This window comes from Streptomyces sp. NPDC003042 (assembly GCF_053591315.1).
Genome location: NZ_JBSFTP010000020.1, coordinates 57,970 through 80,643, shown reverse-complemented (window position 1 = coordinate 80,643; position 22,674 = coordinate 57,970). Strand labels below are relative to the sequence as shown.

The following is a 22,674-nucleotide window of genomic DNA, read 5'->3' as shown; positions in this document are numbered from 1 at the left end:
CCCTGCGAACTGATCAGGCACAGCAAGGGTTGAGCCAGGCCGTCCAGCCTCCATACGTCCCCGCACCCGGTCCCGTACCGTGTGCGGGGACGTAGTGCGTAGCGCGTACACAGGGGAGGCGGGATCAATGGCCGGGAACCGGGATCGGTTCTCCACCTTCTCCACGGCGACCAGGCTGAAGCAGCTCGGGGAGCGGACCGCGGCCCACGTCTACCGCTCGCAGTCCCGCCGCCACATCCGCCGCAGCCGGCTCACCGGCCGGGCGGCGCTGCTGGTGCTCGTCCTCTGTACCCTGGTCGTCGCCCTCGCGTACCCGATGCGCCAGTACGTGTCCCAGCGCTCGGAGATCGCGGAGCAGCAGCGGGCCGCCGACGACGCGCGCAAGCGCCTCGAACAGCTCCGCGACGAGAAGGCCCGCTGGCAGGACCCTGCCTACGCGGAACAGCAGGCGCGCAAGCACCTGCACTTCCTGCGCCCGGGGGAGATCGGCTACATCATGAACGACCCCGGCTCCGAGGCCGCCGCGCCCCGCCGCGACGGGCAGGCCGGTTCCGACCGCCCCTGGTACTCCAACGTCTGGGACGGCGTGGACAAGGCCGACCGCCCCGCCGGCTGAGCCGCTTCGGCGGCCCGGCCCCGGCACCCCTCCCCATCCTCATAGAACCGCGAACGAAGAGACTTCCTCCAGGCATGCAGACGCCCCCGCCCCAGACCGACCGGACCGAGCCGACCGACGCGGACATCGAGGCGTTCGAGCAGCAGCTCGGCCGCCCGCCGCGCGGACTGCGCGCCATCGCCCACCGCTGCCCCTGCGGGCAGCCGGACGTCGTCGAGACCGCCCCGCGGCTGCCCGACGGCACCCCCTTCCCGACGCTGTACTACCTGACGTGCCCGCGCGCGGCCTCCGCGATCGGCACCCTGGAGGCCAACGGGGTGATGAAGGAGATGCAGGCCCGGCTCGCCGAGGACCCGGAACTCGCCGCCGCCTACCAGGCCGCCCACGAGGACTACATCCGCCGCCGGGACGCCATCGAGGTGCTCCAGGGCTTCCCGAGCGCCGGCGGCATGCCGGACCGGGTCAAGTGCCTGCACGTGCTGGTCGGCCACTCGCTGGCCGCGGGACCGGGCGTGAACCCGTTCGGCGACGAGGCCCTGGCGATGCTGCCGGAGTGGTGGGCGAAGGGCCCGTGCGTCACCCCGTGCGGCGAGAAGACGGAAGCGGACGCATGACCCGCGTCGCGGCCGTCGATTGCGGTACGAACTCCATCCGCCTGCTCGTCGCGGACTGCACCCCGTCCACCGGCGAGCTGGTCGAGCTCGACCGGCGGATGACCATCGTCCGCCTCGGCCAGGGCGTGGACCAGACCGGCCGCCTCGCACCCGAGGCGCTGGAGCGCACCTTCGCGGCCTGCCGCGAGTACGCGGCGGTCATCAAGGACCTGGGCGCCGAGCGGGTGCGCTTCGTGGCGACGTCCGCCTCCCGGGACGCCGAGAACCGGGACGAGTTCGTCCAGGGCGTCCTCGACATCCTGGGCGTCGAGCCCGAGGTGATCTCCGGTGACCAGGAGGCGGAGTTCTCCTTCACCGGCGCCACGAAGGAACTGATCGGGCGGGAGCACCTCGAACGGCCCTTCCTGGTGGTGGACATCGGCGGCGGCTCGACGGAGCTCGTGGTCGGCGAGGACCACGTACGCGCCGCCCGCTCCGTGGACGTGGGCTGCGTACGGATGACCGAGCGCCACCTGGTGGTGGACGGCCACGTCACCGACCCGCCGACCGAGGACCAGGTCGCCGCCATACGGGCCGACATCGAGGCGGCCCTCGACCTGGCCGCCGAGACGGTCCCGCTGGCCGAGGCCCGCACCCTGGTCGGCCTGGCGGGCTCGGTGACCACGGTCGCCGCGATCGCCCTCGACCTGCCGGAGTACGACTCGTCGGCGATCCACCACTCCCGGATCCCGTACGAGAAGGTCCGCGAGATCAGCGACCGCATGCTGACGACGACCCACGCCGAACGCGCGGCCATCCCCGTGATGCACCCGGGCCGGGTCGACGTCATCGGCGCGGGCGCCCTGGTCCTCCTCGCGATCATGGACCGCATCGGCGCCTCGGAGGTCGTGGTCTCGGAACACGACATCCTGGACGGCATCGCCTGGAGCGCGGCGTCCGCCGACGCCTGACGATGCGGATCCGAGGCGGGGCGGCCCCGAGTCCTGGGACTCCGGGCCGCCCCGCTCGCTCAGATGCCGCGGTAGACGTCGCGACGGTCCCAGACCTTGACGACGAGGACGACGAGTTCGCCGTCCAGGACTTGGTAAGCGATTCGGTAGCTGCCGACCCTGAGCCGGTAGAGGCCGGAGGGTCCGGTGAGCTTCTTGATGTCGGCGTCCTCGCGGTACGGATCGTCTCCCAGCGCGGTCAGTGCGGCGAGGATGCGCATTGCGGCAGGCTTGTCGATCGCCCGCAGCTGCCGTTGCGCCGCGGTAGTGAAGCGGAACGCGTACTTCACGGCGCGCTGTCACCCCGTTCGCTGAACAGGTCGGCCAGCAGCTCGGCCATGGTCACGGTCGGGCCGCCCTCGGCCAGCACGGCCTCAGCCTCGCGTGCGAGCAGTTCGTCGGCCGCCTCTTCGAGCGCGTTGAAGTCCGCGATGGGGATGAGGGCGGCCACCGGGGCGCCATTCCGCGTGATTATGGTCGGAGCGCCCTCTTCGGCGCGGTTGATGTGGTCCGCGAGGTGGGCGCGGGCTTCGCGCACGGTCACAGCGTTCTCACTCATGCCTGCAGTGTACGCCGAGATGTGTACACGCGTCTTGCGGGCACAGCTCTGCGATCCGTTCGCCACCTCGTTTCGATCCTGTCGGGGCCGGACGGGCGGGGCGGCGAGACGTGTCCGGCATGGGCGGAATGCGGGTAGTGCCGGGCCCGCGCGGTGGGTGCGTGATGGCCTGGAGGGGCCTCCTCCGAATGAAGTTCGTGAAGTTCTTCACAAGGAAAAGACGGCTGTTGGGGCAATCGGAGGCCCTTTCAGGCCCCTTCCGGGGTCCCGAGGCCCTGTTCCGCAGGTGTTCGTACGAAGAGCGGACGCGACGGGTTCCGCGTCAGAGGTATGGACGAAGCCCTCTGGTTCAATCCGCTTAAGGGCCTGGAAGCCAGTTCAGGACGGGTGAACAACGACTCCCGTTACACCGTGGTTCCCGTTGTGCGCCATGACCTGGGTCACGTGGGTCGCGGAGTGTAACAGAGGCTCTCCGACTGCTTGTGAAGGGGCTCACGAGCGGCACCCCATTGGGTGCTGGATACTCGTTCCATGAGCACCACGGAGCGTCCCAGGATCCTCGTTGTAGGAGGTGGGTACGTAGGCCTGTACGCAGCCAAGCGCATCATGAAGAAGATGCGTTACGGCGAGGCGACCGTCACGGTCGTCGACCCGCGCTCGTACATGACCTACCAGCCCTTCCTCCCCGAAGTGGCCGCAGGCAGCATCTCGCCTCGGCACGTCGTCGTCCCGCTGCGACGCGTGCTCCCCAAGGCTGAGGTGCTCACGGGCCGCGTCACCAGCATCGACCAGGACCGCAAGGTCGCCGTCGTCACGCCGCTGGTCGGCGAGGCGTACGAGCTGCCCTTCGACTACCTGGTGATCGCGCTCGGCGCCGTCTCCCGCACCTTCCCGATCCCCGGCCTCGCCGAACAGGGCATCGGTATGAAGGGCGTCGAAGAGGGCATCGGCCTGCGCAACCACGTCCTCGAGCAGCTCGACAAGGCCGAGTCCACGACGGACGAGAACGTCCGCCGCAAGGCCCTCACCTTCGTCTTCGTCGGCGGCGGCTTCGCCGGTGCGGAGACCATCGGCGAGGTCGAGGACATGGCCCGCGACGCCGTGAAGTACTACTCCAGCATCAAGCGCGAGGACATGCGCTTCATCCTGGTCGACGCGGCCGACAAGATCCTCCCCGAGGTCGGTCCCAAGCTCGGCACGTGGGGCAAGGAGCACCTCGAGTCGCGCGGCATCGAGATCTACCTCAACACCTCCATGGACTCGTGCGTCGACGGCCACGTGGTGCTGAAGAACGGCCTCGAGGTCGACTCCAACACCCTCGTGTGGACCGCCGGCGTCAAGCCCAACCCGGTGCTGGCCCGCTACAACCTGCCGCTCGGCCCGCGCGGCCACGTCGATGCCACCCCGACCCTCCAGGTCACCGGCACCGACTACATCTGGACCGCCGGCGACAACGCCCAGGTGCCGGACATGGCCGCCCGCAAGGCCGGCGTGGAGAACGCCTGGTGCCCGCCGAACGCCCAGCACGCGCTGCGCCAGGCCAAGGTCCTCGGCGACAACGTCATCTCCGGCATGCGGGGCTTCCCGCAGAAGGAGTACTCGCACTCCAACAAGGGTGCGGTGGCGGGCCTCGGCCTCCACAAGGGCGTCGCGATGATCGTCATGGGCAAGATGAAGATCAAGCTCAAGGGCCGGCTCGCCTGGTACATGCACCGTGGCTACCACGGCATGGCCATGCCGACCTGGAACCGCAAGATCCGCGTCTTCGCCGACTGGACCCTCGGCATGTTCCTCAAGCGCGAGGTCGTCTCCCTCGGTGCGCTGGAGACCCCGCGCGAGGAGTTCTACGAGGCCGCCAAGCCGGCGCCGGCTCCGGCCGCCGCCACCGCTCCGGCCCAGAAGGCCAAGGCCTCCTGATCCGGCGGGGGCCGAAAGGCCCCTGAGCAGGACCGGCACGACCAGCACGACCCGCACGTCCCCGAAGGGGCTGCCCGCCATCCGTGGTGCGGGCGGCCCCTTCGGCGTGTCCCGGCCCGCCCCGCGCCGGGGCTGATTGGCGGGGCTCCGGAATGGGTAGGCCGTTCGGTCGAAGCTTTCTGGAGGTGCCTACGATGACCGACGCCGCGCCGCGGCTGGCCGCTCTCGCCCAGACCCTGCTGGGCGCCCCCCTGCCCGTCCGCATACGGGCCTGGGACGGCAGTGAAGCCGGGCCGCCCACCGGCCCCACCCTGGTGCTGACCCACCGGCGCGCCCTGCGCCGCATGCTGTGGAAGCCCGGGGAACTGGGCCTGGCCCGCGCCTGGGTCGCCGGCGACCTGACCGTCGACGGCGACCTCTTCGAGCTGCTGGACCGGGTCGCGGGCCTGCTCTGGGAGCGCGCGCCGGCCGCCGCGCCGCCCGCCGGGCCCGCCCCGGCCACCGGCCTGGCCAAACTCGCCGCGCTGCGCCCGCATCTGATGCCCCGAAGCCTGCGCACCTCCGCCGCCTCCGACACCTTCGCGTTACTGCGCGACCCGGAGGCGCGGGCCGCCGTACGGGAGCTCGTCGCGCTGGCCCGCCCGTTGCCGGCGCCCGCGCCGCCGCCCGAGGAGGCCGTCCGCGGCGGCGGACCCCGGCACTCCAAGGGCCGCGACCGGGCCGCCATAAGCCACCACTACGACGTCGGCAACGACTTCTACAGCCGCGTCCTCGGCCCCTCGATGGTCTACTCCTGCGCCTACTGGAGCCCCGGCGGCACCCTGGAGGACGCCCAGCGCGACAAGCTCGACCTGGTCTGCCGCAAGCTGGCCCTGGTCCCCGGCACCCGGCTCCTCGACGTCGGCTGCGGCTGGGGCTCCATGGCCCTGCACGCGGCCCGCGAGTACGGCGTCCAGGTCACCGGCATCACCCTCTCGCGCGAGCAGGCCGCGTACGCCCGCAAGCGGATCGCCGAGGAGGGTCTGGCCGACCGGATCGAGATCCGGATCCAGGACTACCGGGACGTCAAGGACGGGCCGTACGAGGCCATTTCCTCGATCGGCATGGCCGAACACGTCGGCGCCGACCGCTACCGCGAGTACGCCCGCACCCTGCACGCCCTGCTCGCACCCGGCGGCCGGCTGCTGAACCACCAGATCGCACGGCCCCCGGAGCCCGACGAAGAGGCGTACACGATCGACGAGTTCATCGACGCGTACGTCTTCCCCGACGGCGAACTCTCGCCGCTCGGCACCACGGTCGGCGAGCTGGAGCGGGCCGGCTTCGAGGTCCGCGACGTGGAATCGCTGCGCGAGCACTACGCGCTCACCCTGCGGGCCTGGGTGGCGCGCCTGGAGGACCACTGGGACGAGGCCGTGGCGCTGACCTCGCCGGGCAGGGCCCGCGTCTGGCTGCTGTACATGGCGGCCTCCGCGCTGGGCTTCGAGCACGGCCGCCTCGGGGTCAACCAGGTCCTCGCGGTACGGCCGGGGGACGGAGGGGCCTCCGGGATGCCGCTGAGGACGCGTACCTGGGGCGCGTAGGCCCGTAGGAGTGCGAAGGGAAGGGCCCCGGGGCGTGTGCCCCGGGGCCCTTCCGTGTCCCGCGCCTGTCCGTCGCCGCCGCCGCGTTACTCGGTCTTGATGGCGGTCAGCATGTTCAGGCGGGCGGCGCTGCGGGCCGGCCACATGGCGGCCAGGACGCCGACCACACCGGCGAGCAGGAGGAAGATGCCGATCCGGTCGTAGGGCAGGACCAGTTCGTAGTCGGGGACCGACTCGGTGAGGGTGGTGCCGACGGCCCAGGCGAGGAAGACGCCGATCACGACACCGAGCACCGCGCCGAAGAGCGAGATCACCACGGCCTCGAGGCGGATCATGTTCTTGACCCGGCCGCGGTCGAGGCCGATCGCCCGCAGCATGCCGATCTCCTGGGTCCGCTCGAAGACGGACATGGCCAGGGTGTTGACCACGCCGAGCACCGAGATGATCAGCGCCATGCCGAGCAGGCCGTACATGATGTTCAGCGCCAGGTTGATGATGCCGCCCATCTCGTTGCGCATGTCCTGGCGGGTGGCGACGGTCATCGCCGGGTTCTTGCCGAGCGCGTCGACGACGGTCTGCTGGCCGGCCTTGGACTCGCCGCCCGCGACGTTGACGTACACCTCGCGGATGTACTGCTCCTCGCTGTGGGCGCTGAGGATCTTGTTGTCGATGACGTACGGGGACAGCAGGCCTTCGAGGTCCTTGTAGACCGCGCCGACCTTGAGGTCGGCCTTCTGGCCGTCGTCGAACCGGACCGGGAGCGTGGCGCCCACGGCGAGCTTCTGCTTCCGCGCGGTCTTCTCCGCGACGGCGACCTCGCCCTTGCCGAGGCTCTCCAGCGAGCCGCTGAGCACCTCGATGTTCAGCAGCGCGCCGATGGCGGCCGGGTTGACGCCGGAGGCCGACCGGAAGTCCTCGCCGATCTTGAAGTAGCCGTCCGCCTGGGGGGAGACCGCCGTGACGCCCGGGGTCCTGGCCAGGGTCTCGGCCACCGACTTGTCCAGGTTGCCCATGCCGCCGGACATGGAGACCTTGTAGTCGGCCTTCAGCTTGTCCGTGCTCATCCGGTCCACGGCCTTGCCCATGGTGATGCCGAGCACGGACAGGGTGGTGACCAGGGTCAGCCCGATCGCCAGGGAGGCGGCGGTCACGGCGGTGCGGCGCGGGTTGCGCACGGCGTTCTGCGCGGCCAGCTTGCCGGGGACGCCGAACACCTTCCGCAGCAGCGGGCGGACGGCCGCGATGACCGGCTGGGAGAGCAGCGGCAGCAGCACGATGAGACCGATGAGCATGAAGAACGCGCCGCCGCCGACGAGCAGGCGGCCGTTTTCGCCGCCCGTGTTCACGCCGAGCAGGACGAGGCCGATCCCGACGACGCTGATGACCGAGCCGAGGACGTTGCGCACCTTCAGGGACTTCGCGGAGGCCGGCAGGTGGGCGCTGCCCATGGCGGCGACCGGGGCGATCCGGCCGGTGCGCCAGGCGGGCAGCACGGCGGCGAGCGTGGTGACCAGGACGCCGATGACCAGGGCCGCGACGACGGTGCCCGGAGCGATCACCAGGTCACCGGCGGGGATCTTGGCGCCGAGGGAGTCCATCAGGGAGCGCATGCCGACCGCGAGGCCGATGCCGGCCGCGAGGCCGACGGCGGCGGAGAGCGCGCCGACGACCAGGGCCTCGGCGAGCACCGAGCGCATGACCTGGCCGCGGTTGGCGCCGACGGCGCGCAGCAGCGCCAGCTCCTTGGTGCGCTGGGTGACCAGCATGGTGAAGGTGTTGTAGATCAGGAAGACGCCGACGAAGAGGGAGATGCCGGCGAAGACGAGCAGCATGGTGCTCATGCCGCTCATCTCGCGCTCGATGCTCTTGGCCTGCTGGGCGGCGAGCGCCTTGCCGGTCTGGGCCGTGGCGCTGCCCTTGCTGTCGAGCAGGAGCATGATCTCGTTCAGGAGCTGGTCGGCGGAGGTGCCGGGCGTGGCGGCGACCGAGAGCTCGTCGTAGAAGCCGGGCTGGAGGTAGAGCTCCTGGGCGACCCGGGTGTCGAAGAGCACCAGGCTGCCGCCGGCGTTGACGGCGCCGTCCTCGGTGGTGAAGACGCCGGTGAGGGAGAACTCGCGGACCGGGCCGTTGGTGGCGACGCGGACCTTGTCGCCGACCCGGTAGCCGCCCTGGGTGGCGGTCTCCCTGTCGAGGGCTATCTGGTCGGCCTTGACCGGCCCGGCGCCCTCGGTGAAGGCGTAGCGGGGGTCCTTGCCGTCCTTGACGGGGGTGTGGTTGGAGCCCTTGTTGGCCCAGCCGGAGCCGATCAGCTTGCCGTTCTCGTCACCGACACCGGCGAAGCCGGAGACCCGGCCGGAGACCGTGGCGACTCCCTTGACGGCCTTGACCTTGTCGAGGGTCTGCTGGCTGATGCCGGGCTCGCCCTCCTTCTGGCCCTCGTCGTTGCGTCCCTGGCCGTGGGAGGTGACCGAGACGGCCACGCCGTCGTAGCTCTTGGCGGACTGGCTGGAGAGGGACTTCTTGAGGGTGTCGGTGAAGACGAGGGTGCCGGAGACGAAGGCGACGCCGAGGGTGACGGCGAGCACCGTCATCAGGAGCCGGGCCTTGTGCGCGAGGACATTGCGCAGGGCGGTACGGAACATGGGGGATCTCAGTCCTGGGGGCTGGAAGTCTGCAGGAGGGCTACGGGCGCTGCCGGCCTCGGGGGCCGGGGCTGCGGCTCCGACTCAGCTGGTGCGGCCCTTGGCGTCGAAGGCCTTCATCCGGTCGAGTACGCCGTCGGCGGTGGGGTTGATCATCTCGTCGACGATGCGGCCGTCGGCGAGGAAGATGACGCGGTCCGCGTAGGAGGCGGCGACCGGGTCGTGGGTGACCATCACGACGGTCTGGCCGAGCTCGCGGACCGAGTTGCGCAGGAAGCCGAGGACCTCGGCGCCGGAGCGGGAGTCGAGGTTTCCGGTCGGCTCGTCGCCGAAGATGATCTCGGGGCGGGAGGCCAGGGCGCGGGCGACGGCCACGCGCTGCTGCTGGCCGCCGGAGAGCTGCGTGGGGCGGTGGCCGAGGCGGTCGGACAGGCCGACCATCCGGATCACGGTGTCCAGCCACTGCTTGTCGGGCTTGCGGCCGGCGATGTCCATGGGGAGCGTGATGTTCTCCAGGGCCGTCAGGGTCGGCAGCAGGTTGAAGGCCTGGAAGATAAAGCCGATCTTGTCCCGGCGCAGCTGGGTCAGCTGCTTGTCCTTGAGGCTGCCGAGCTCGGTCTCGCCGATGCGCACGGAGCCGGCGGAGAAGGTGTCGAGGCCGGCGACGCAGTGCATGAGGGTCGACTTGCCGGAGCCGGAGGGGCCCATGATCGCGGTGAACTGGCCCTGGCCGAAGTCGACGGAGACGTTGTCCAGCGCGACCACCTGGGTCTCGCCCTGGCCGTACACCTTGGAGAGCTGGGTGGCGCGGGCGGCCACGGCCTGGGTGGTGTGCGGGGCGTAGTTCATGGTGGTCACGGGGGGACTCCTGTCGAGCGGCTGTCTGCGTGGGACGGGGACCGTTCCATCGTCGCCGCGGGCATCACCGCTCCGGATCAGCCGAGGTGCCCGTTCGCGGGCCCACTGGAGGCTGACTGCGGCCCCGGCCGTCTCCTCCTTTGGTATGACAGAAGCCCTGAGGCCGGTCGGCCGGCGGCGCGGCGGCGGGCTCCCCGCCCGGGGGTGGCGCACGGGGTGGCGCGGGGCGGCGGGCAGGGTGGCGCGCGGCGGCGAAATCCCGTCAATCCCTGGCCGCGGGAGGGCGTCGCCCGGAACGGTGCCCACCGTGACTTATCGGGTCTGACGCCCCCTCAATCGCCAATAAAATCAGACAACATCGGATAGACGGCCCTCTGGGGCGGAGGCCGTTCCGGATAGGCTCGGCCCAGCGTTCAAGGCTTTTTTCACGGGGGCCCGCGGCGCCTTGCCCGGATGGTGGAATGCAGACACGGCGAGCTTAAACCTCGCTGGCCCTCGGGCCGTGCCGGTTCAAGTCCGGCTCCGGGCACTCAGCAGCCCTCCCGTTCATCCTCTGCGGTTCGCCGTGTCATCTCCTAAGATCCTCCTCCAGCAGTAGGGTGCTTTCTTTGCGAGCGCATTACTCTTGACGCAAGGCTGCGCACGGTGGCCATGGAGGAGTGAGATGAGGAGCAGTAACCCGGTCTTCTCGCGACGGGGGTTCAGCCGCGACAACGGCGGCTACGCGGGCTTCGAGGCGCAGCACGCGCAGGCCGGGACCGCGACCAACCCGTACGCGACGAATCCTTACGCCACCGACCCCACCACGGGGATGCCGGCGGCGCCGGTCCGCGCCAATGTGATGACCATCGACGACGTCGTGAGCCGTACGGCCATGACGCTCGGCACGGTCGTCCTGACCGCGACCATCGCCTGGCTCGCGCTGCCCGTCGACCCCGCCAACATCGGCAAGTCGTACGGCATCGCCATCGGCGCGGCACTGATCGCGTTCGTCCTGGCCATGGTCCAGTCCTTCAAGCGCAAGGCCTCGCCGGCGGTCATCCTCGCCTACGCGGCCTTCGAGGGTGTCTTCCTCGGCGTCCTGAGCTCGGCCACCAGCACCTACTTCGGTGCCGGTGTCGTCATCCAGGCCGTGATGGGCACGATGTGCGTCTTCGCGGGCGTGCTCTTCGCCTACAAGATGCGCTGGATCCGCGTCAACCGGCGCTTCACCGGCTTCGTGATGGCCGCGGCCATGGGCTTCATGCTGCTCATGCTCGCGAACCTGCTGTTCTCGGTCTTCGCGGGCGGTGACGGCCTCGGCTTCCGCAGCGGCGGCCTCGGCATCCTCTTCGGCGTCATCGGCGTCATCCTGGGCGCCTGCTTCCTCGCCCTCGACTTCAAGCAGGTCGAGGACGGCGTGGCGTACGGCGCCCCGCGCGAGGAGGCCTGGCTGGCGGCCTTCGGCCTCACGATGACCCTCGTGTGGATCTACCTGGAGATGCTGCGCATCTTCCAGATCCTCTCGGGCGACGACTAGTCGGACCGGTAGCCGTACGACGGCTACGGCATGGGGAAGGCCCCGCGAGCACACCGCTCGCGGGGCCTTCCCGCGTCTGGGGGTCGGGAGGGGGCGGAGGGATCGGAGGGATCGGGGGCGTGACCTCGGGGCGCTCAGCCGAACCGGCGCGCGGCTCTGCGCAGGTCGTACTCGTGGATGATCGCCTTGGCCTGGCCGTACGACAGTTCGTGCGCGCCGCGCAGCCAGCTGACCTTCTCCTCGAACCGGACGAGCGAAGGGCCCTCGTCGACGGTACGGAGCCAGTCGGAGAGCTCACGACCGGTGGTCTGGGGGATTCTGTCGATCATGTTGCGGTGGGTCTGCTCGGAGAACTCTACGGACATGGGCGCCTCCGGACTTGTCGCCGTGCTGTTCTCTTCACGTCACCGTGCCGCAGAGTTCGGCTGTTGGCAATGGTGCCGGGGCGGCGCGTAAGGTCGGCCGGGTGCTCGATACCTCACCCCTGACCGCCGCCGTGGAACGTTTCGCCGACTGGCTGCGGGCCGCGCCGCAGAGCCGGCTCCAGCGGGGGGCCGCCGCCGAGGCGCTGGAACTGGCCCGGGAGCTGGCCGTACGGGCGCAGCGGCTGGAGGCCGCGGTGTCCGCGGGGTCGGGGGCGGCTCCGGCGCGCGTGGTGCCGGACGCGGGGATCTTCGTCGTGGGTGACCAGGTGGCCGTGACCGGGCTGGACCTCGCCGAGGCACTGCGTACGACAGCGGCCCCGCCCGGAATGCTGGACGAGGCCGTGGCGCTGGTGGAGCGGGCGGAAGTCAGAGCGACGCGATGACGCGGTCCGCGAGGATGTAGACGTTGCTGTCGGGGTCCTCGGCGTCACCGCAGGAGAAGGTCAGCGCGTAGGCGCCGGAGATGCCCGAGCCGCCCAGCAGGACCGGCGCGGTGCCCGAACGCAGGGCCTCGGCGAGCCGCTCCGCCGTCTCCCGGTGGCCCGGGGTCATGCACAGCGTGGTGCCGTCGGTGAAGACGTACACGTCCAGGGTGCCCAGCGGGCCCGGGCGGACGTCCGCGAGGGCCGTACGGGACTCCGCGAGCTCCTCCAGGCGGCTGACCGTGCGCTCGTGGTCGGCGCCGGCGCCGGCGCTGTGGTGCGAGGACTGGACCGGGACGAAGTCGGGGTGCGAGGGGTGACGCCGACGGGCGGCGGCCAGCTCGGCCGAATCCTCCGGGTAGTCCTCGGCGAAGTCCTCGCCGAGCACCGGCTCCAGGTGCTCCAGGTGCTCCAGGCCGACCAGGTCCGCCTGCCGGGGCAGGAAGACCGGACTGTCCTCGCCGAGGCCGGGCAGGCCGCCCAGCAGCGAGGGGGCGTCGGCGGAGTCACGGGCCTCCTGCGCGGCCCAGAAGGCCCGCGCCTCGGCCAGCTCCCGCTCCCGCTCCTCCGCGAGGGCTTCGGCCACGGCGGCTCGTATCTCCGCGGCGGGGGACTCCACGGCGCTGCGGGCGTGCGGGACGGCGGCGGCGGCCCGCGGATGGGCCGACACCGCCAGCTCACCGCGCAGGGCCGCGACCTGCTTGCGCAGTCCGTGGACGGCGTGCAGCGCAGCAGCGCCCACGGCCGTGGCAGCGGCCGTGGTCAGCAACAGGGCAAGAGGCATGGCGCTCACTGACTAACTCCTGATGTGATTCGATCCCCCGACTTCCTACATCAGAGTGTCCCGGCCTGGGAATGGCGTGCAGTGCATTACGTCATGAATTGGACAGGGCTTTGGTCACACGGGACTCACCCGTACCGCGCTGACCTGCGGACATGCCACTCCCCCAGGACAAAGGTCACATCCTGGGGGAGATTCGGTCACAGGTCGGCCGCGAGGGGATTGGAATCGGTGTCAGTTACGACGCCCGGATCCCGTGGATCCCTTGGGGGGCTTGGCTCAGCCCCAACCTCCGCTACGGCTCAGCTCAGCCGCTCTTCTCGCTGGTCGCGCTGATCTTCGCCACCGCTGCGGGCAGGTGCCGTCCTCGTTCCTCGGGCGGCCCCTACCCTCCGCTACGGCTCAGCTCAGCCGCTCGATCACCATCGCCATGCCCTGGCCCCCGCCCACACACATCGTTTCCAGGCCGAACTGCTTGTCGTGGAACTGGAGGCTGTTGATCAGGGTGCCGGTGATACGGGCACCGGTCATCCCGAACGGGTGACCGACGGCGATGGCCCCGCCGTTGACGTTCAGCTTGTCCAGCGGGATCTCCAGGTCGCGGTACGACGGGATGACCTGGGCCGCGAAGGCCTCGTTGATCTCGAAGAGGTCGATGTCGCCGACCGTCAGGCCGGCCCGCTTCAGCGCCTGCTTGGACGCCTCGACCGGACCCAGGCCCATGATCTCGGGGGAGAGGCCGGTGACGCCGGTGGAGACGATCCGGGCCAGCGGGGTCAGGCCCAGCTCGCGGGCCTTGGTGTCGCTCATGATGACGAGGGCGGCGGCGCCGTCGTTCAGCGGGCAGCAGTTGGCGGCCGTGACCAGGCCGTCGGGGCGGAAGACGGGCTTCAGGCCCTGGACGCCCTCCAGGGTCACTCCGGCGCGCGGGCCGTCGTCCGTGCTGACCACGTTGCCGTCGGGGGTGGTGACGGGGGTGATCTCCCGCTCCCAGAAGCCGTTCTTGATGGCGGCCTCGGCGAGGTTCTGCGAGCGCACGCCGAACTCGTCCATGTCCTGGCGGGTCACGCCCTTGACCCGGGCCAGGTTCTCGGCGGTCTGCCCCATCGCGATGTAGGCGTCCGGGATCAGGCCGTCCGCGCGCGGGTCGTGCCAGGAGGCGCCCTCGCTCTGCGCGACGGCGGCGGTCCGCGCCTCCGCGTCCGCGAACAGCGGGTTGTGGGTGTCCGGCAGGCCGTCCGAGGAGCCCTTGACCGACCGCGACACCATCTCGACGCCCGCGGAGATGAAGACGTCGCCCTCGCCCGCCTTGATGGCGTGCAGCGCCATGCGGGAGGTCTGGAGGGAGGAGGAGCAGTAGCGGGTGATCGTGCAGCCCGGCAGGTGGTCCATGCCCATCTGCACGGCGACGATCCGGCCGAGGTTGTGGCCCTGCTCGCCGCCGGGGAGACCGCAGCCGAGCATCAGGTCGTCGATCTCGCGGGGGTCCAGCTCGGGGATCTTGGCGAGGGCGGCCTGGATGATCGTCGCGGTCAGGTCGTCCGGGCGGACGTCCTTGAGGGACCCCTTGAAGGCGCGCCCGATCGGGGAGCGGGCGGTGGAAACGATGACGGCTTCGGGCATCGGGACTCCCAAGGGGTGGTGTGTTGCGGCTCTTAGCGGACCGCAAGCGAAGTTACCGCCCCGTACGGTCGAGGTCACTGCCCTCGCCGTGTGATGCCGGTCGCTCCGCACGATGACCGGCAGGTACCCCGCACCACGGCCCGCGATGCGTCCCGGCCTCCGGCGCCCCGACACGCCGCCGACCTCGCCGGCTCCGGGCCGATGTTCCGGCCCTCCGTCGGCCGTCTCGCTGGCTCGGGCGCCATCGCCGCCTGCCGGCGGCCGGGCAGCGCCGTGGCGGCCCCTGGAGGGGTCAGGCTCCCTCCGTGACGCGGTTCGGGGAGTCCTCCGGCTTCGGTTCCGGCTGCGGGAGCTCCTCGCCCGGGACGCGCCGTCTGCGGCGGTGCTTGAGCAGGGCCCACGGGCCGCGGGCGGCCGTGACCTCGGTGCCCGCCTCCCCCGCGGCAGCGGACGCGGCCTTGGCCACCGGCAGCATGTCCTCGTCCCGCGAGACGTCCAGGCGGTCCGACTCCGGCCACACGCCCAGCGCCGCGCACAGCGTCGGCAGCACCGCCATGGCGGCGGTCGCGTACCCCTCGGCCGACGGGTGGTAGGAGTCCGGGCCGAACATCTCCCGCGGGTTCGCCGCGAACTCCGGCCCCAGCAGGTCGCCCATCGACACCGTACGGGCCCCCAGCGCGACCACGCCGATCGTCTGGGCCGCGGCCAGCTGCCGGGAGACCCGGCGGGCCATCCAGCGCAGCGGCTGGTAGACCGGCTCGATGGTGCCCAGGTCCGGGCAGGTGCCGATCACGACCTCGGAGCCCGCCAGCCGCAGCCGGCGTACGGCCGCCGTCAGCAGCCGCACCGACTGGGTCGGCGGCATCCGCCGGGTCACGTCGTTCGCGCCGATCATGATCACGCAGACGTCGGGCGGGGGGCCGTCCCCATCGAGCAGCAGCCCCACCTGCCGGTCCAGGTCGTCCGACATGGCTCCCGACAGCGCCACGTTCCGCAGCTCCACCGGCCGCTCGGCCACCGACGCCAGCCCGGAGGCCAGCAGGGCACCCGGCGTCTGCCGGGCCCGCCGTACGCCGAGCCCGGCCGCCGTCGAGTCGCCCAGCATCCCCAGCCGCAGCGGGCCGGGACTAAACTCGGGACCACCGAACTCACTCCCGTACAGCCCGTCGGCGCGCGGCGGATCGGGCAGCCCCGTGCCCACCGTGCGCTTGGCGAACTGCAACTCCGCCAGCACCAGCCCCACCGCGGCGGCACCGACGAGCCCGAGTCCGCCCCCGCCGTACGCCGCGCCCGCCGCGATCCGGCGGGCCGTCCTCGCCCTGGACACCCTTCGAGCCACCTCGCTTCCCTGCCTGGCCCTGATGACCTACCTGCCCCGTAACGCCGGTCGGCCAATCCCTTTCCGCTTACTCTGGCCGGACCTCCCGGAGAACCCGTGGAGTCCTCTTCTTGGAGAACATGGTGCAATTCCACGACTCGATGATCAGCCTCGTCGGCAACACCCCGCTGGTGAAGCTCAACCGTGTGACCGAAGGCCTGCGGGCCACCGTCCTTGCGAAGGTCGAGTACTTCAATCCCGGTGGATCCGTGAAGGACCGGATCGCCGTACGGATGATCGAGGCCGCCGAGCAGAGCGGAGCACTCAAGCCCGGCGGCACCATCGTGGAGCCGACCAGCGGCAACACGGGCGTAGGACTCGCCATCGTGGCCCAGCAGAAGGGCTACAAGTGCATCTTCGTCTGCCCTGACAAGGTGTCGCTGGACAAGATCAACGTGCTGCGCGCGTACGGCGCCGACGTCGTCGTCTGCCCGACCGCCGTCGACCCCGAGCACCCGGACTCGTACTACAACGTGTCCGACCGCCTCGTGCGCGAGACGCCGGGCGCCTGGAAGCCGGACCAGTACAGCAACCCGAACAACCCCCGTTCGCACTACGAGACCACCGGTCCCGAGCTGTGGGAGCAGACGGACGGGAAGATCACCCACTTCGTAGCGGGCGTCGGCACCGGCGGCACGATCTCCGGTACCGGCAACTACCTGAAGGAGGTCAGCGGCGGGAAGGTCAAGGTCATCGGCGCCGACCCCGAGGGTTCGGTCTACTCCGGCGGCTCCGGCCGCCCGTATCTCGTCGAGGGCGTCGGCGAGGACTTCTGGCCGACCGCCTACGACCCGAACGTGACCGACGAGATCATCGCGGTGTCCGACAAGGACTCCTTCCAGATGACCCGCCGCCTCGCCAAGGAGGAGGGCCTCCTGGTCGGCGGCTCCTGCGGCATGGCGGTCGTCGCCGCGCTGCGCGCCGCCGAGGGCCTCGGCCCGGACGACGTGGTCGTCGTCCTGCTGCCGGACAGCGGCCGCGGCTACCTCAGCAAGATCTTCAGTGACGAGTGGATGGCCGGGCACGGCTTCCTCGAGGACGCGGGCCCCGCCGCGCGCATCGGCGACGTGCTGAACGACAAGGAGGGCGGCATCCCCTCCCTCGTCCACATGCACCCCGAGGAGACCGTCGGCGAGGCCATCGAGGTCCTGCGCGAGTACGGCGTCTCGCAGATGCCGATCGTCAAGCCGGGCGCCGGTCACCCGGACGTGATGGCCGCCGAGGTCATCGGCTCGGTGGTGGAGAAGGAACTGCTGGCGGCGCTGTTCGCGCAGCGGGCCTCCCTCGGCGACCCGCTGGAGAAGCACATGAGCTCGCCGCTGCCGCAGGTCGGCTCCGGCGAGCCGGTGTCCGAGCTGATGGCGGTGCTCGGCGAGGCCGACGCGGCGATCGTGCTGGTCGAGGGCAAGCCGACCGGCGTGGTCAGCCGTCAGGACCTGCTGGCCTTCCTCGCCAAGGGCGCCAAGTAGCCCTGCGGCTCGCACGGTCCGGGCCCGTCGCGCAAACGGTACGGGCCCGACACGTGGCGGCAGCACCGGCTTAACACGGCTCCGGCACCGTGGTGGTTGTCGGCAGGGGCGGTACCCGCCCCGGCCGGCACCACGAACGGTGTCACGCACTTCCGGAGCGGCTCCCGGACCGCGTGTGCGCCATGGGCGCGGCCGGCCCTGACCCGGCCCGTGTCCCACGCGGGAACCGCCGTCGTCCCGCCCCCCGGGCAACCGGGGGTGCGGCGGTTCCCGCCTTGTCTTTCCGGCTCGGTGTCTTTCCGGCTCGGTCCGGTGCGTCAGTCCCGGGGGTCCCCGTCCCGGCGCCGGAGGCCCTTGGCGGCGTGGATGAAGTTGACGCCCAGGATGCCGCCCCAGGCGACCAGGAGGCCGCTCAGTTCCGCGTGGGCCGCCGCGATCGCGGAGAGCGGGATCGCGAGGATCAGGGTGACGACGGCGAACCCGAAGCGCTCGCCGAAGTCGCCGACCGCCGATCCGGCCGCGGGCGGGCCGCCCCGGGCCGTGAGCAGGCGTTCCTCGGCGAGGCGGCGCCGGACCTGGGTGTCGACCTTCTCCACGAACGAGTCCACCAGCGCGGACTCGTACTCGGGCCCGAGTTCCCGCCGGGCCTCGATGGTGGCGTCGAGTTCCTTCTTGAGGTCATGGGCCTGTGGGGAGTGCGCTGTCATCCCCCCACGGTAGGAACCGGCGCGCGCCTCGGCACGGGGGCTAGCCCCCGTATCCCGTCGCACCGCGCATCCCGCATCGCGGTCGTGGGTTGCCGAGCTGCATAAGCGCATGCAGAGTGCTCCGTGAGTGAATATTTCGGTGAACGGAGGGGATGGGGATGAGCGACAGCCCGGCCGCACGGCTGCAGAAGCTGTTCGAGGGGCACCGGCTGACGCCCACCCAGCGGCGGATCGCGCACTGCATGGTGCGCGGGGCGGCGGAGGTGCCCTTCCTGTCGAGCGTGGAACTGGCCGAGCTGGCCGGAGTGAGCCAGCCGTCGGTGACCCGGTTCGCGGTGGCGCTCGGCTTCGACGGGTACCCGGCCCTGCGGCGGCATCTGCGCGAAGTGGCGCCCGCCGGGCGGCCCGAGGGCGCGCACGAGGACGCGTACAACGAGTACCAGCAGGCCGTACAGGGCGAGATCGAGAACCTGCGGCGGCTGTCGGCCATGCTCGCCGACCCCACGCCGGTGCGGGAGGCGGGGCGGGTGCTCGCCGCCTCGAAGCCGCTGCCCGTGCTGGGGCTGCGGGCGGCGTCCTCGCAGGCGCGCGGGTTCGCGTACTTCGCGGCCAAGGTGCATCCGGACGTACGGCTCCTCGACGAGGGCGGCTCGATGATGGAGGACCGGATCGACGCGGCCCTCTACGAGGGGGCCACCGCGCTGCTCTGCTTCGCCCTTCCCCGTCACCCCCGGGAAGTGGTGGAGACGCTCGAACGCTCCCGGCGGGCCGGCCTGACCGTGGTGACCGTCGCGGACTCGGCCTTCGCGCCCGTCGCCCGGCACTCCGACCTGCTGATCCCCGCGCCGGTCGGGACCGGGCTGGCCTTCGACACGGCGTGTGCGCCGATGCTGCTGGGCCGGGTGCTGCTGGAGGCGATGGCGGACGAGCTGCCGGACGCGCAGGCACGGCTGGAGGCCTTCGATGCCCGGGCCGCGGCGCGCGGGCTGTTCGTGGAATGACGTGACGGGACGTGACGGGACGTGACGTTCAACGGTAGTTGAGTTCCGCCAGCTCGGTCGCCTGGGGGTCCCCCCGGACGGAGTCTGGGGGATGGTCGCGCAGCGCCGGGATGCGGGCCAGGAGCGGGAGCGCGGTGTTGCGTACGGCGCGCAGGGCCGGGTTGCGGGTGGTGGCGAGGCGCGTCATCCGGTCGGTGAGGGCCACGACCCGCAGGGCGACGGGCCGGCGGCGGGCCTCGTAGGCGTCGAGGTCGCCGGCGGCCAGAGCGCGGCCGAGGGCGTAGCCGTCCTGGATGCCGGTGTTCATGCCCTGCCCGCCGACCGGGCTGTGCACGTGGGCGGCGTCCCCGGCGAGCAGCAGCCGCCCGGCGCGGTAGCGGTTGGCGACGCGGTGGTGGACCCGGAAGCGGGAGGACCAGGTCAGTGCCGTGACCGTGGCCCGGTCGGGGGCGCGTGCGTCCAGCAGGCCCTGGACGAAGGCCATGTCCGGCTCGGCGGGGGCCTCGTCGACGGTGGCGACGACCCGGTAGTGCCCTCCGGGCAGCGGGGCGACCACGGTGAGCCCGGCGGCGGAGAAGGTGAGCGAGACCTCGCCGGGGCCGGGGGCCCAGTCCATGGCGACGTCGGCGAGGACGAAGGACTCCTCGTAAGCGCCGCCGGTGAAGCCGATCCCGGCGGCCTCGCGGGCCGCGCTGTGCATGCCGTCGGCGCCGACGGCGTGGGCGGCGCGCAGGGTTTCGCCGGTGGCGGTGGTGAGGGTGACGCCGTCGGAGTCCTGGGTGATGCCGGTGACCTCGTAGGGCCGGTGGACGTCGCCGCCGAGGGCGCGCAGGCGGCGCAGGAGCACGGCCTCGGTCTGGTACTGGGGGACCATCAGCGTGTACGGGTGGGCCGTGGGCAGGCCGCCGAAGTCGATCGCGGCGAGCGGGCGGGCGCCGTCGCGGAGCCGGAAGCGCGTGAGGGGGAGGCCGAGGGCGACGAGTTCGGCGGAGAGGGCGCCGGACGGGTCGAGCTCGTCGAGGACCTCCAGGGTGCGGGCGTGCACGACGGCGGCGCGGGAGGTGTTGGCGCCTTCCGCCTGGCGGTCGAGGAGGACGAAGTCGACGCCGGCCCCGGCCCCGGCCAGGGTGACGGCGAGCGCGAGGCCGGTGGGTCCGGCGCCGACGATCGCCACTGCGGTACGGGCGGGGAGCGGGAGTGCGGCGGTGCTGGTCATGCGGCCTCCTCCGGCGGGCCAACGGTTGTTGGCCAACGGCTGTTGACGTCAGGGTGCGCCTGTCGCGCTGGCATGTCAACACATGTTGGCCTACGGTTGTTGGCATGACAGTGCGACGCTCGGACCAGACGAAGACGGCCATCCTGCGGGCGGCCCGGGAGCGCTTCGCCGCGCACGGGTACGAGCGCACGACGATCCGCGCCGTCGCGGCCGACGCGGCGATCGACCCCTCGATGGTCATGCGGTACTTCGGGAGCAAGGAGAAGCTCTTCGACGCCGCCCTCGCCGTCGACCTGCGGCTGCCGGACCTGGCCGCCGTGCCGCCGGGAAAGCTGCCCGCCGTCCTCGTACGGCACTTCGTGGACCGGTGGGAGGGCGACCCGGCCGATGACGCCCTGCTGGTGCTGTTGCGCTCCGCGGTGACGAACGAGCAGGCCGCGGCCCGGATGCGGGAGGTGTTCGCGGCGCAGGTCGCCCCGGCGCTGGCCGCTGCCCTCGGGCCGGAGCGGGCCGCCCGCGCGGCCGGCCTGGTCTCCGCCCAGCTGCTGGGCCTGGCGCTGACCCGCTACCTCCTGCGGCTCCCCGCGGTGGCGTCCCTGACGCCGGACGAACTCGTCGCGGGCCTGTCCCCGGCCCTGGCGGCCACGTTGTCCCCCGCCTGACGCCGCGTTGCCGGGGGCGCTGACCCCCGCGCCTCAAAGGCCGGCGGGGCTGGATGTGGCGGGCGTAGGCCTTGAGGTGCGCCTGCTGCGCCGCTGCGCAGCAGGCGCCGCCGGGCGGATTGCCGCGCAGCGGCAATTTCAGCCTGGCCGGGCGGCAGGTGTGAGTGCAGCTCAGCCACATCCAGCCCCGCCAGGGGGTATCCCCGGACGGAGTCTGGGGGGTTTGAGGCGCGGGTCCGGGCAGGGCCCGGAACGCGGAGCCGCGGCTATAGGAGCGCGTCGCGCAAGCCGCCGCCCGCCTCCGCGACGATGGCGGCGACGGACTGCGCCGGGCGGGCCAGGCTGAAGCGGACCCCGCCCCTCGGGGTGCGCGTGAAGCCGTGGACCGCCGGGCGCGGAAGGCTGTTGTAGCCGTAATGCGCCGTGAAGAAGTACGCACCCGTGTCCGGGACGGCGATCAGGTCGCCCGGGGCCAGCTCCGGCAGCTCCCGCGCCGTGGCCAGCAGGTCCCCCGCGAAGCAGGCGGGCCCGGCGATGTCCTGCGCGAGGGGGGCGCCGGTCTTCGGGGCGCCCTTGGCGTCGTACGGGAGGATCCGCAGCGGCCAGGCCGCCGGGGCGTACACCGTGCGGGTGGCCAGCTGGACTCCGGCGTGGGTGAGGGCGATGGGGCGGCCCCCGGTGACCTTCGTGTACTCGACCCTGGCCAGCACCAGGCCGTTCTTGGCCAGCAGGGACCGGCCGAACTCCGTGACCAGGCCGTACGAGCCGTCGAAGAGGGCCGGGACGGCGTCCTGGAGGGCGGCCACGTACTGCGCGTACGTCGGTGTGTGCGCGTCCGAGGTGAAGTTCACCGGGAGGCCGCCGCCGATGTCGAGGGTGTCGATCCGGCGGCACCCGGCCGCCGCGTTGACCTCCTCGGCCAGGGCGTGCAGCTCGCGTACCCCCTGCGCGATCAGCGGCAGCGGCACGCCCTGTGACCCCGAGTGGGTGTGCAGCCGGGTCAGCCACGGCCGCTCCACGCAGGCCCGTACGAGCCACTCGCGCGCGCCCGGGTCGCGCAGCGGGATCCCGAACTTCGACGTGGCGGTGGCGGTGGAGAGGGCGTCGATGGTGCCCGCCCCCGTCTGGGGGTTGATCCGCAGCCCGATCGGGGAGCGGGTGTCCGGGGCGGTGGCCAGCAGCGCGTCGAGGCGCTCCAGCTCCTGGCGGTTGTCGGCGTTGACGGCGATGCCCAGGGCCAGCGCCTCGCGCAGCTCCGGCACCGTCTTCGCGGGGGAGTCCAGCACCGTACGGTCGGCCGGCACCCCGGCGGCGCGGGCCAGCGCGAGCTCCCCCGGGCTGGCCACCTCGCAGCCGATACCGGAGTCGGAGAGCAGCCGCAGCACCGGGACCAGCGGGGCGGCCTTGACGGCGAAGGCGTGCAGGACGGGGGTGCCGGGCGCCAGCGCGGCGGCGAACGCGCTGGTCAGGGCGGCGGCGGAGGCGCGGATCCCGGTCACGTCCAGCAGGCAGGCGACCGGATCGGAGTCCAGCAGCCCCTGTTCGACGGCCGCCCGCACGGCGGCGTCGCGGAGCGCGGCGGGGTCGTGCGGATACGTCACCGTGTGCGTCTCGGCAGCCATGCTCGCCATCCCATCACCCGGCCGGGCCGCCCGCAGCTGTTGACTGGATCTATTCAAGCCGCGAGGATGTG

21 protein-coding genes and 1 tRNA gene are annotated in these 22,674 nt (G+C 71.9%); 11 read left to right on the top strand and 11 right to left on the bottom strand.

Annotated features, from left to right (window positions below):
- The first annotated feature begins 127 nt into the window (after positions 1-127).
- The 3 genes from ACWDYJ_RS13835 (at position 128) to ACWDYJ_RS13825 (ending at position 2,180) form a co-directional block, all read left to right on the top strand.
- Entirely contained in the window at positions 128-616 is a 489-nt protein-coding gene (locus tag ACWDYJ_RS13835; protein WP_451565723.1) for an FtsB family cell division protein, read from the top strand.
- Positions 617-690: 74 nt separating this feature from the next.
- Positions 691-1,230: a DUF501 domain-containing protein gene (locus tag ACWDYJ_RS13830; protein WP_451565722.1), complete on the top strand. Its 540-nt coding sequence runs from the start codon at positions 691-693 to the stop codon at positions 1,228-1,230.
- A complete protein-coding gene (locus ACWDYJ_RS13825; RefSeq protein ID WP_451565721.1) occupies positions 1,227-2,180 on the top strand; it encodes a Ppx/GppA phosphatase family protein in 954 nt (317 codons plus the stop codon). The genes ACWDYJ_RS13830 and ACWDYJ_RS13825 overlap by 4 nt, the downstream gene beginning before the upstream one ends.
- A 59-nt stretch (positions 2,181-2,239) precedes the next feature.
- On the opposite strand, the gene ACWDYJ_RS13820 is transcribed toward ACWDYJ_RS13825, so the two are convergent.
- Together ACWDYJ_RS13820 and ACWDYJ_RS13815 are read right to left on the bottom strand one after the other, a co-directional pair.
- Complete coding sequence (locus ACWDYJ_RS13820; protein ID WP_451565720.1) at positions 2,240-2,509, bottom strand: type II toxin-antitoxin system RelE family toxin; 270 nt, start codon at positions 2,507-2,509, stop codon at positions 2,240-2,242.
- Positions 2,506-2,778 (bottom strand): type II toxin-antitoxin system Phd/YefM family antitoxin, encoded by a 273-nt coding sequence (locus tag ACWDYJ_RS13815; protein WP_451565719.1) that lies wholly within the window; start codon positions 2,776-2,778, stop codon positions 2,506-2,508. The genes ACWDYJ_RS13820 and ACWDYJ_RS13815 overlap by 4 nt, the downstream gene beginning before the upstream one ends.
- A 531-nt stretch (positions 2,779-3,309) precedes the next feature.
- Between ACWDYJ_RS13815 and ACWDYJ_RS13810 the strand changes: the two genes are divergently transcribed.
- Together ACWDYJ_RS13810 and ACWDYJ_RS13805 are read left to right on the top strand one after the other, a co-directional pair.
- A complete protein-coding gene (locus ACWDYJ_RS13810; RefSeq protein WP_451565718.1) occupies positions 3,310-4,695 on the top strand; it encodes an NAD(P)/FAD-dependent oxidoreductase in 1,386 nt (461 codons plus the stop codon).
- Positions 4,696-4,889: 194 nt separating this feature from the next.
- The gene (locus tag ACWDYJ_RS13805; RefSeq protein ID WP_451565717.1) at positions 4,890-6,278 is read left to right on the top strand and encodes a class I SAM-dependent methyltransferase; all 1,389 of its coding nucleotides are present in this window, start codon (positions 4,890-4,892) and stop codon (positions 6,276-6,278) included.
- A gap of 86 nt (positions 6,279-6,364) precedes the next feature.
- Here the strand turns inward: ACWDYJ_RS13805 and ACWDYJ_RS13800 are convergent, their stop codons facing one another.
- Both ACWDYJ_RS13800 and ACWDYJ_RS13795 read right to left on the bottom strand, forming a co-directional pair.
- Positions 6,365-8,920: an ABC transporter permease gene (locus ACWDYJ_RS13800; protein WP_451565716.1), complete on the bottom strand. Its 2,556-nt coding sequence runs from the start codon at positions 8,918-8,920 to the stop codon at positions 6,365-6,367.
- A gap of 84 nt (positions 8,921-9,004) precedes the next feature.
- Entirely contained in the window at positions 9,005-9,769 is a 765-nt protein-coding gene (locus tag ACWDYJ_RS13795) for an ABC transporter ATP-binding protein (protein ID WP_451565733.1), read from the bottom strand.
- A 456-nt stretch (positions 9,770-10,225) separates the two neighbouring features.
- Here ACWDYJ_RS13795 and ACWDYJ_RS13790 point away from each other — a divergent pair.
- Both ACWDYJ_RS13790 and ACWDYJ_RS13785 read left to right on the top strand, forming a co-directional pair.
- Positions 10,226-10,307 (top strand) — tRNA-Leu (locus ACWDYJ_RS13790).
- A 135-nt stretch (positions 10,308-10,442) separates the two neighbouring features.
- Entirely contained in the window at positions 10,443-11,297 is an 855-nt protein-coding gene (locus ACWDYJ_RS13785) for a Bax inhibitor-1/YccA family protein (RefSeq protein WP_451565715.1), read from the top strand.
- Positions 11,298-11,431: 134 nt separating this feature from the next.
- Here ACWDYJ_RS13785 and ACWDYJ_RS13780 read toward each other — a convergent pair whose 3' ends face one another.
- Positions 11,432-11,662 (bottom strand): DUF4287 domain-containing protein, encoded by a 231-nt coding sequence (locus ACWDYJ_RS13780; protein ID WP_398564625.1) that lies wholly within the window; start codon positions 11,660-11,662, stop codon positions 11,432-11,434.
- Between the two features lie 101 nt (positions 11,663-11,763).
- Here ACWDYJ_RS13780 and ACWDYJ_RS13775 point away from each other — a divergent pair, with 101 nt between their 5' ends.
- Positions 11,764-12,105: a hypothetical protein gene (locus ACWDYJ_RS13775; protein WP_451565714.1), complete on the top strand. Its 342-nt coding sequence runs from the start codon at positions 11,764-11,766 to the stop codon at positions 12,103-12,105.
- On the opposite strand, the gene ACWDYJ_RS13770 is transcribed toward ACWDYJ_RS13775, so the two are convergent.
- The 3 genes from ACWDYJ_RS13770 to ACWDYJ_RS13760 form a co-directional block, all read right to left on the bottom strand.
- Positions 12,089-12,928: a hypothetical protein gene (locus ACWDYJ_RS13770; RefSeq protein WP_451565732.1), complete on the bottom strand. Its 840-nt coding sequence runs from the start codon at positions 12,926-12,928 to the stop codon at positions 12,089-12,091. The two genes, ACWDYJ_RS13775 and ACWDYJ_RS13770, sit on opposite strands and share 17 nt — an antisense overlap.
- Positions 12,929-13,327: 399 nt before the next feature.
- Complete coding sequence (locus ACWDYJ_RS13765; RefSeq protein WP_451565713.1) at positions 13,328-14,548, bottom strand: acetyl-CoA C-acetyltransferase; 1,221 nt, start codon at positions 14,546-14,548, stop codon at positions 13,328-13,330.
- 292 nt (positions 14,549-14,840) lie between these two features.
- Positions 14,841-15,875, bottom strand: coding sequence for an SGNH/GDSL hydrolase family protein (locus tag ACWDYJ_RS13760; protein ID WP_451565712.1), 1,035 nt, complete (start codon positions 15,873-15,875; stop codon positions 14,841-14,843).
- A 134-nt stretch (positions 15,876-16,009) separates the two neighbouring features.
- Here ACWDYJ_RS13760 and ACWDYJ_RS13755 point away from each other — a divergent pair, with 134 nt between their 5' ends.
- Positions 16,010-17,395 carry a cystathionine beta-synthase gene (locus ACWDYJ_RS13755; protein ID WP_451565731.1) on the top strand — a complete coding sequence of 462 codons (1,386 nt, stop codon included), beginning with the start codon at positions 16,010-16,012 and terminating at the stop codon, positions 17,393-17,395.
- Between the two features lie 317 nt (positions 17,396-17,712).
- Here the strand turns inward: ACWDYJ_RS13755 and ACWDYJ_RS13750 are convergent, their stop codons facing one another.
- On the bottom strand, positions 17,713-18,102 hold the full coding sequence (locus ACWDYJ_RS13750) for a hypothetical protein (protein WP_451565711.1): 390 nt from the start codon (positions 18,100-18,102) through the stop codon (positions 17,713-17,715).
- A gap of 158 nt (positions 18,103-18,260) precedes the next feature.
- Here ACWDYJ_RS13750 and ACWDYJ_RS13745 point away from each other — a divergent pair, with 158 nt between their 5' ends.
- On the top strand, positions 18,261-19,103 hold the full coding sequence (locus ACWDYJ_RS13745) for a MurR/RpiR family transcriptional regulator (protein WP_451565710.1): 843 nt from the start codon (positions 18,261-18,263) through the stop codon (positions 19,101-19,103).
- Between the two features lie 28 nt (positions 19,104-19,131).
- Here ACWDYJ_RS13745 and ACWDYJ_RS13740 read toward each other — a convergent pair whose 3' ends face one another.
- Positions 19,132-20,319, bottom strand: coding sequence for an FAD-dependent oxidoreductase (locus tag ACWDYJ_RS13740; protein WP_451565709.1), 1,188 nt, complete (start codon positions 20,317-20,319; stop codon positions 19,132-19,134).
- Positions 20,320-20,423: 104 nt separating this feature from the next.
- On the opposite strand from ACWDYJ_RS13740, the gene ACWDYJ_RS13735 reads away from it, so the two are divergent.
- Positions 20,424-20,981, top strand: coding sequence for a TetR/AcrR family transcriptional regulator (locus ACWDYJ_RS13735; protein WP_451565708.1), 558 nt, complete (start codon positions 20,424-20,426; stop codon positions 20,979-20,981).
- A 266-nt stretch (positions 20,982-21,247) separates the two neighbouring features.
- Here ACWDYJ_RS13735 and ACWDYJ_RS13730 read toward each other — a convergent pair whose 3' ends face one another.
- On the bottom strand, positions 21,248-22,603 hold the full coding sequence (locus ACWDYJ_RS13730; protein WP_451565707.1) for a diaminopimelate decarboxylase: 1,356 nt from the start codon (positions 22,601-22,603) through the stop codon (positions 21,248-21,250).
- Positions 22,604-22,674 lie beyond the last annotated feature (71 nt).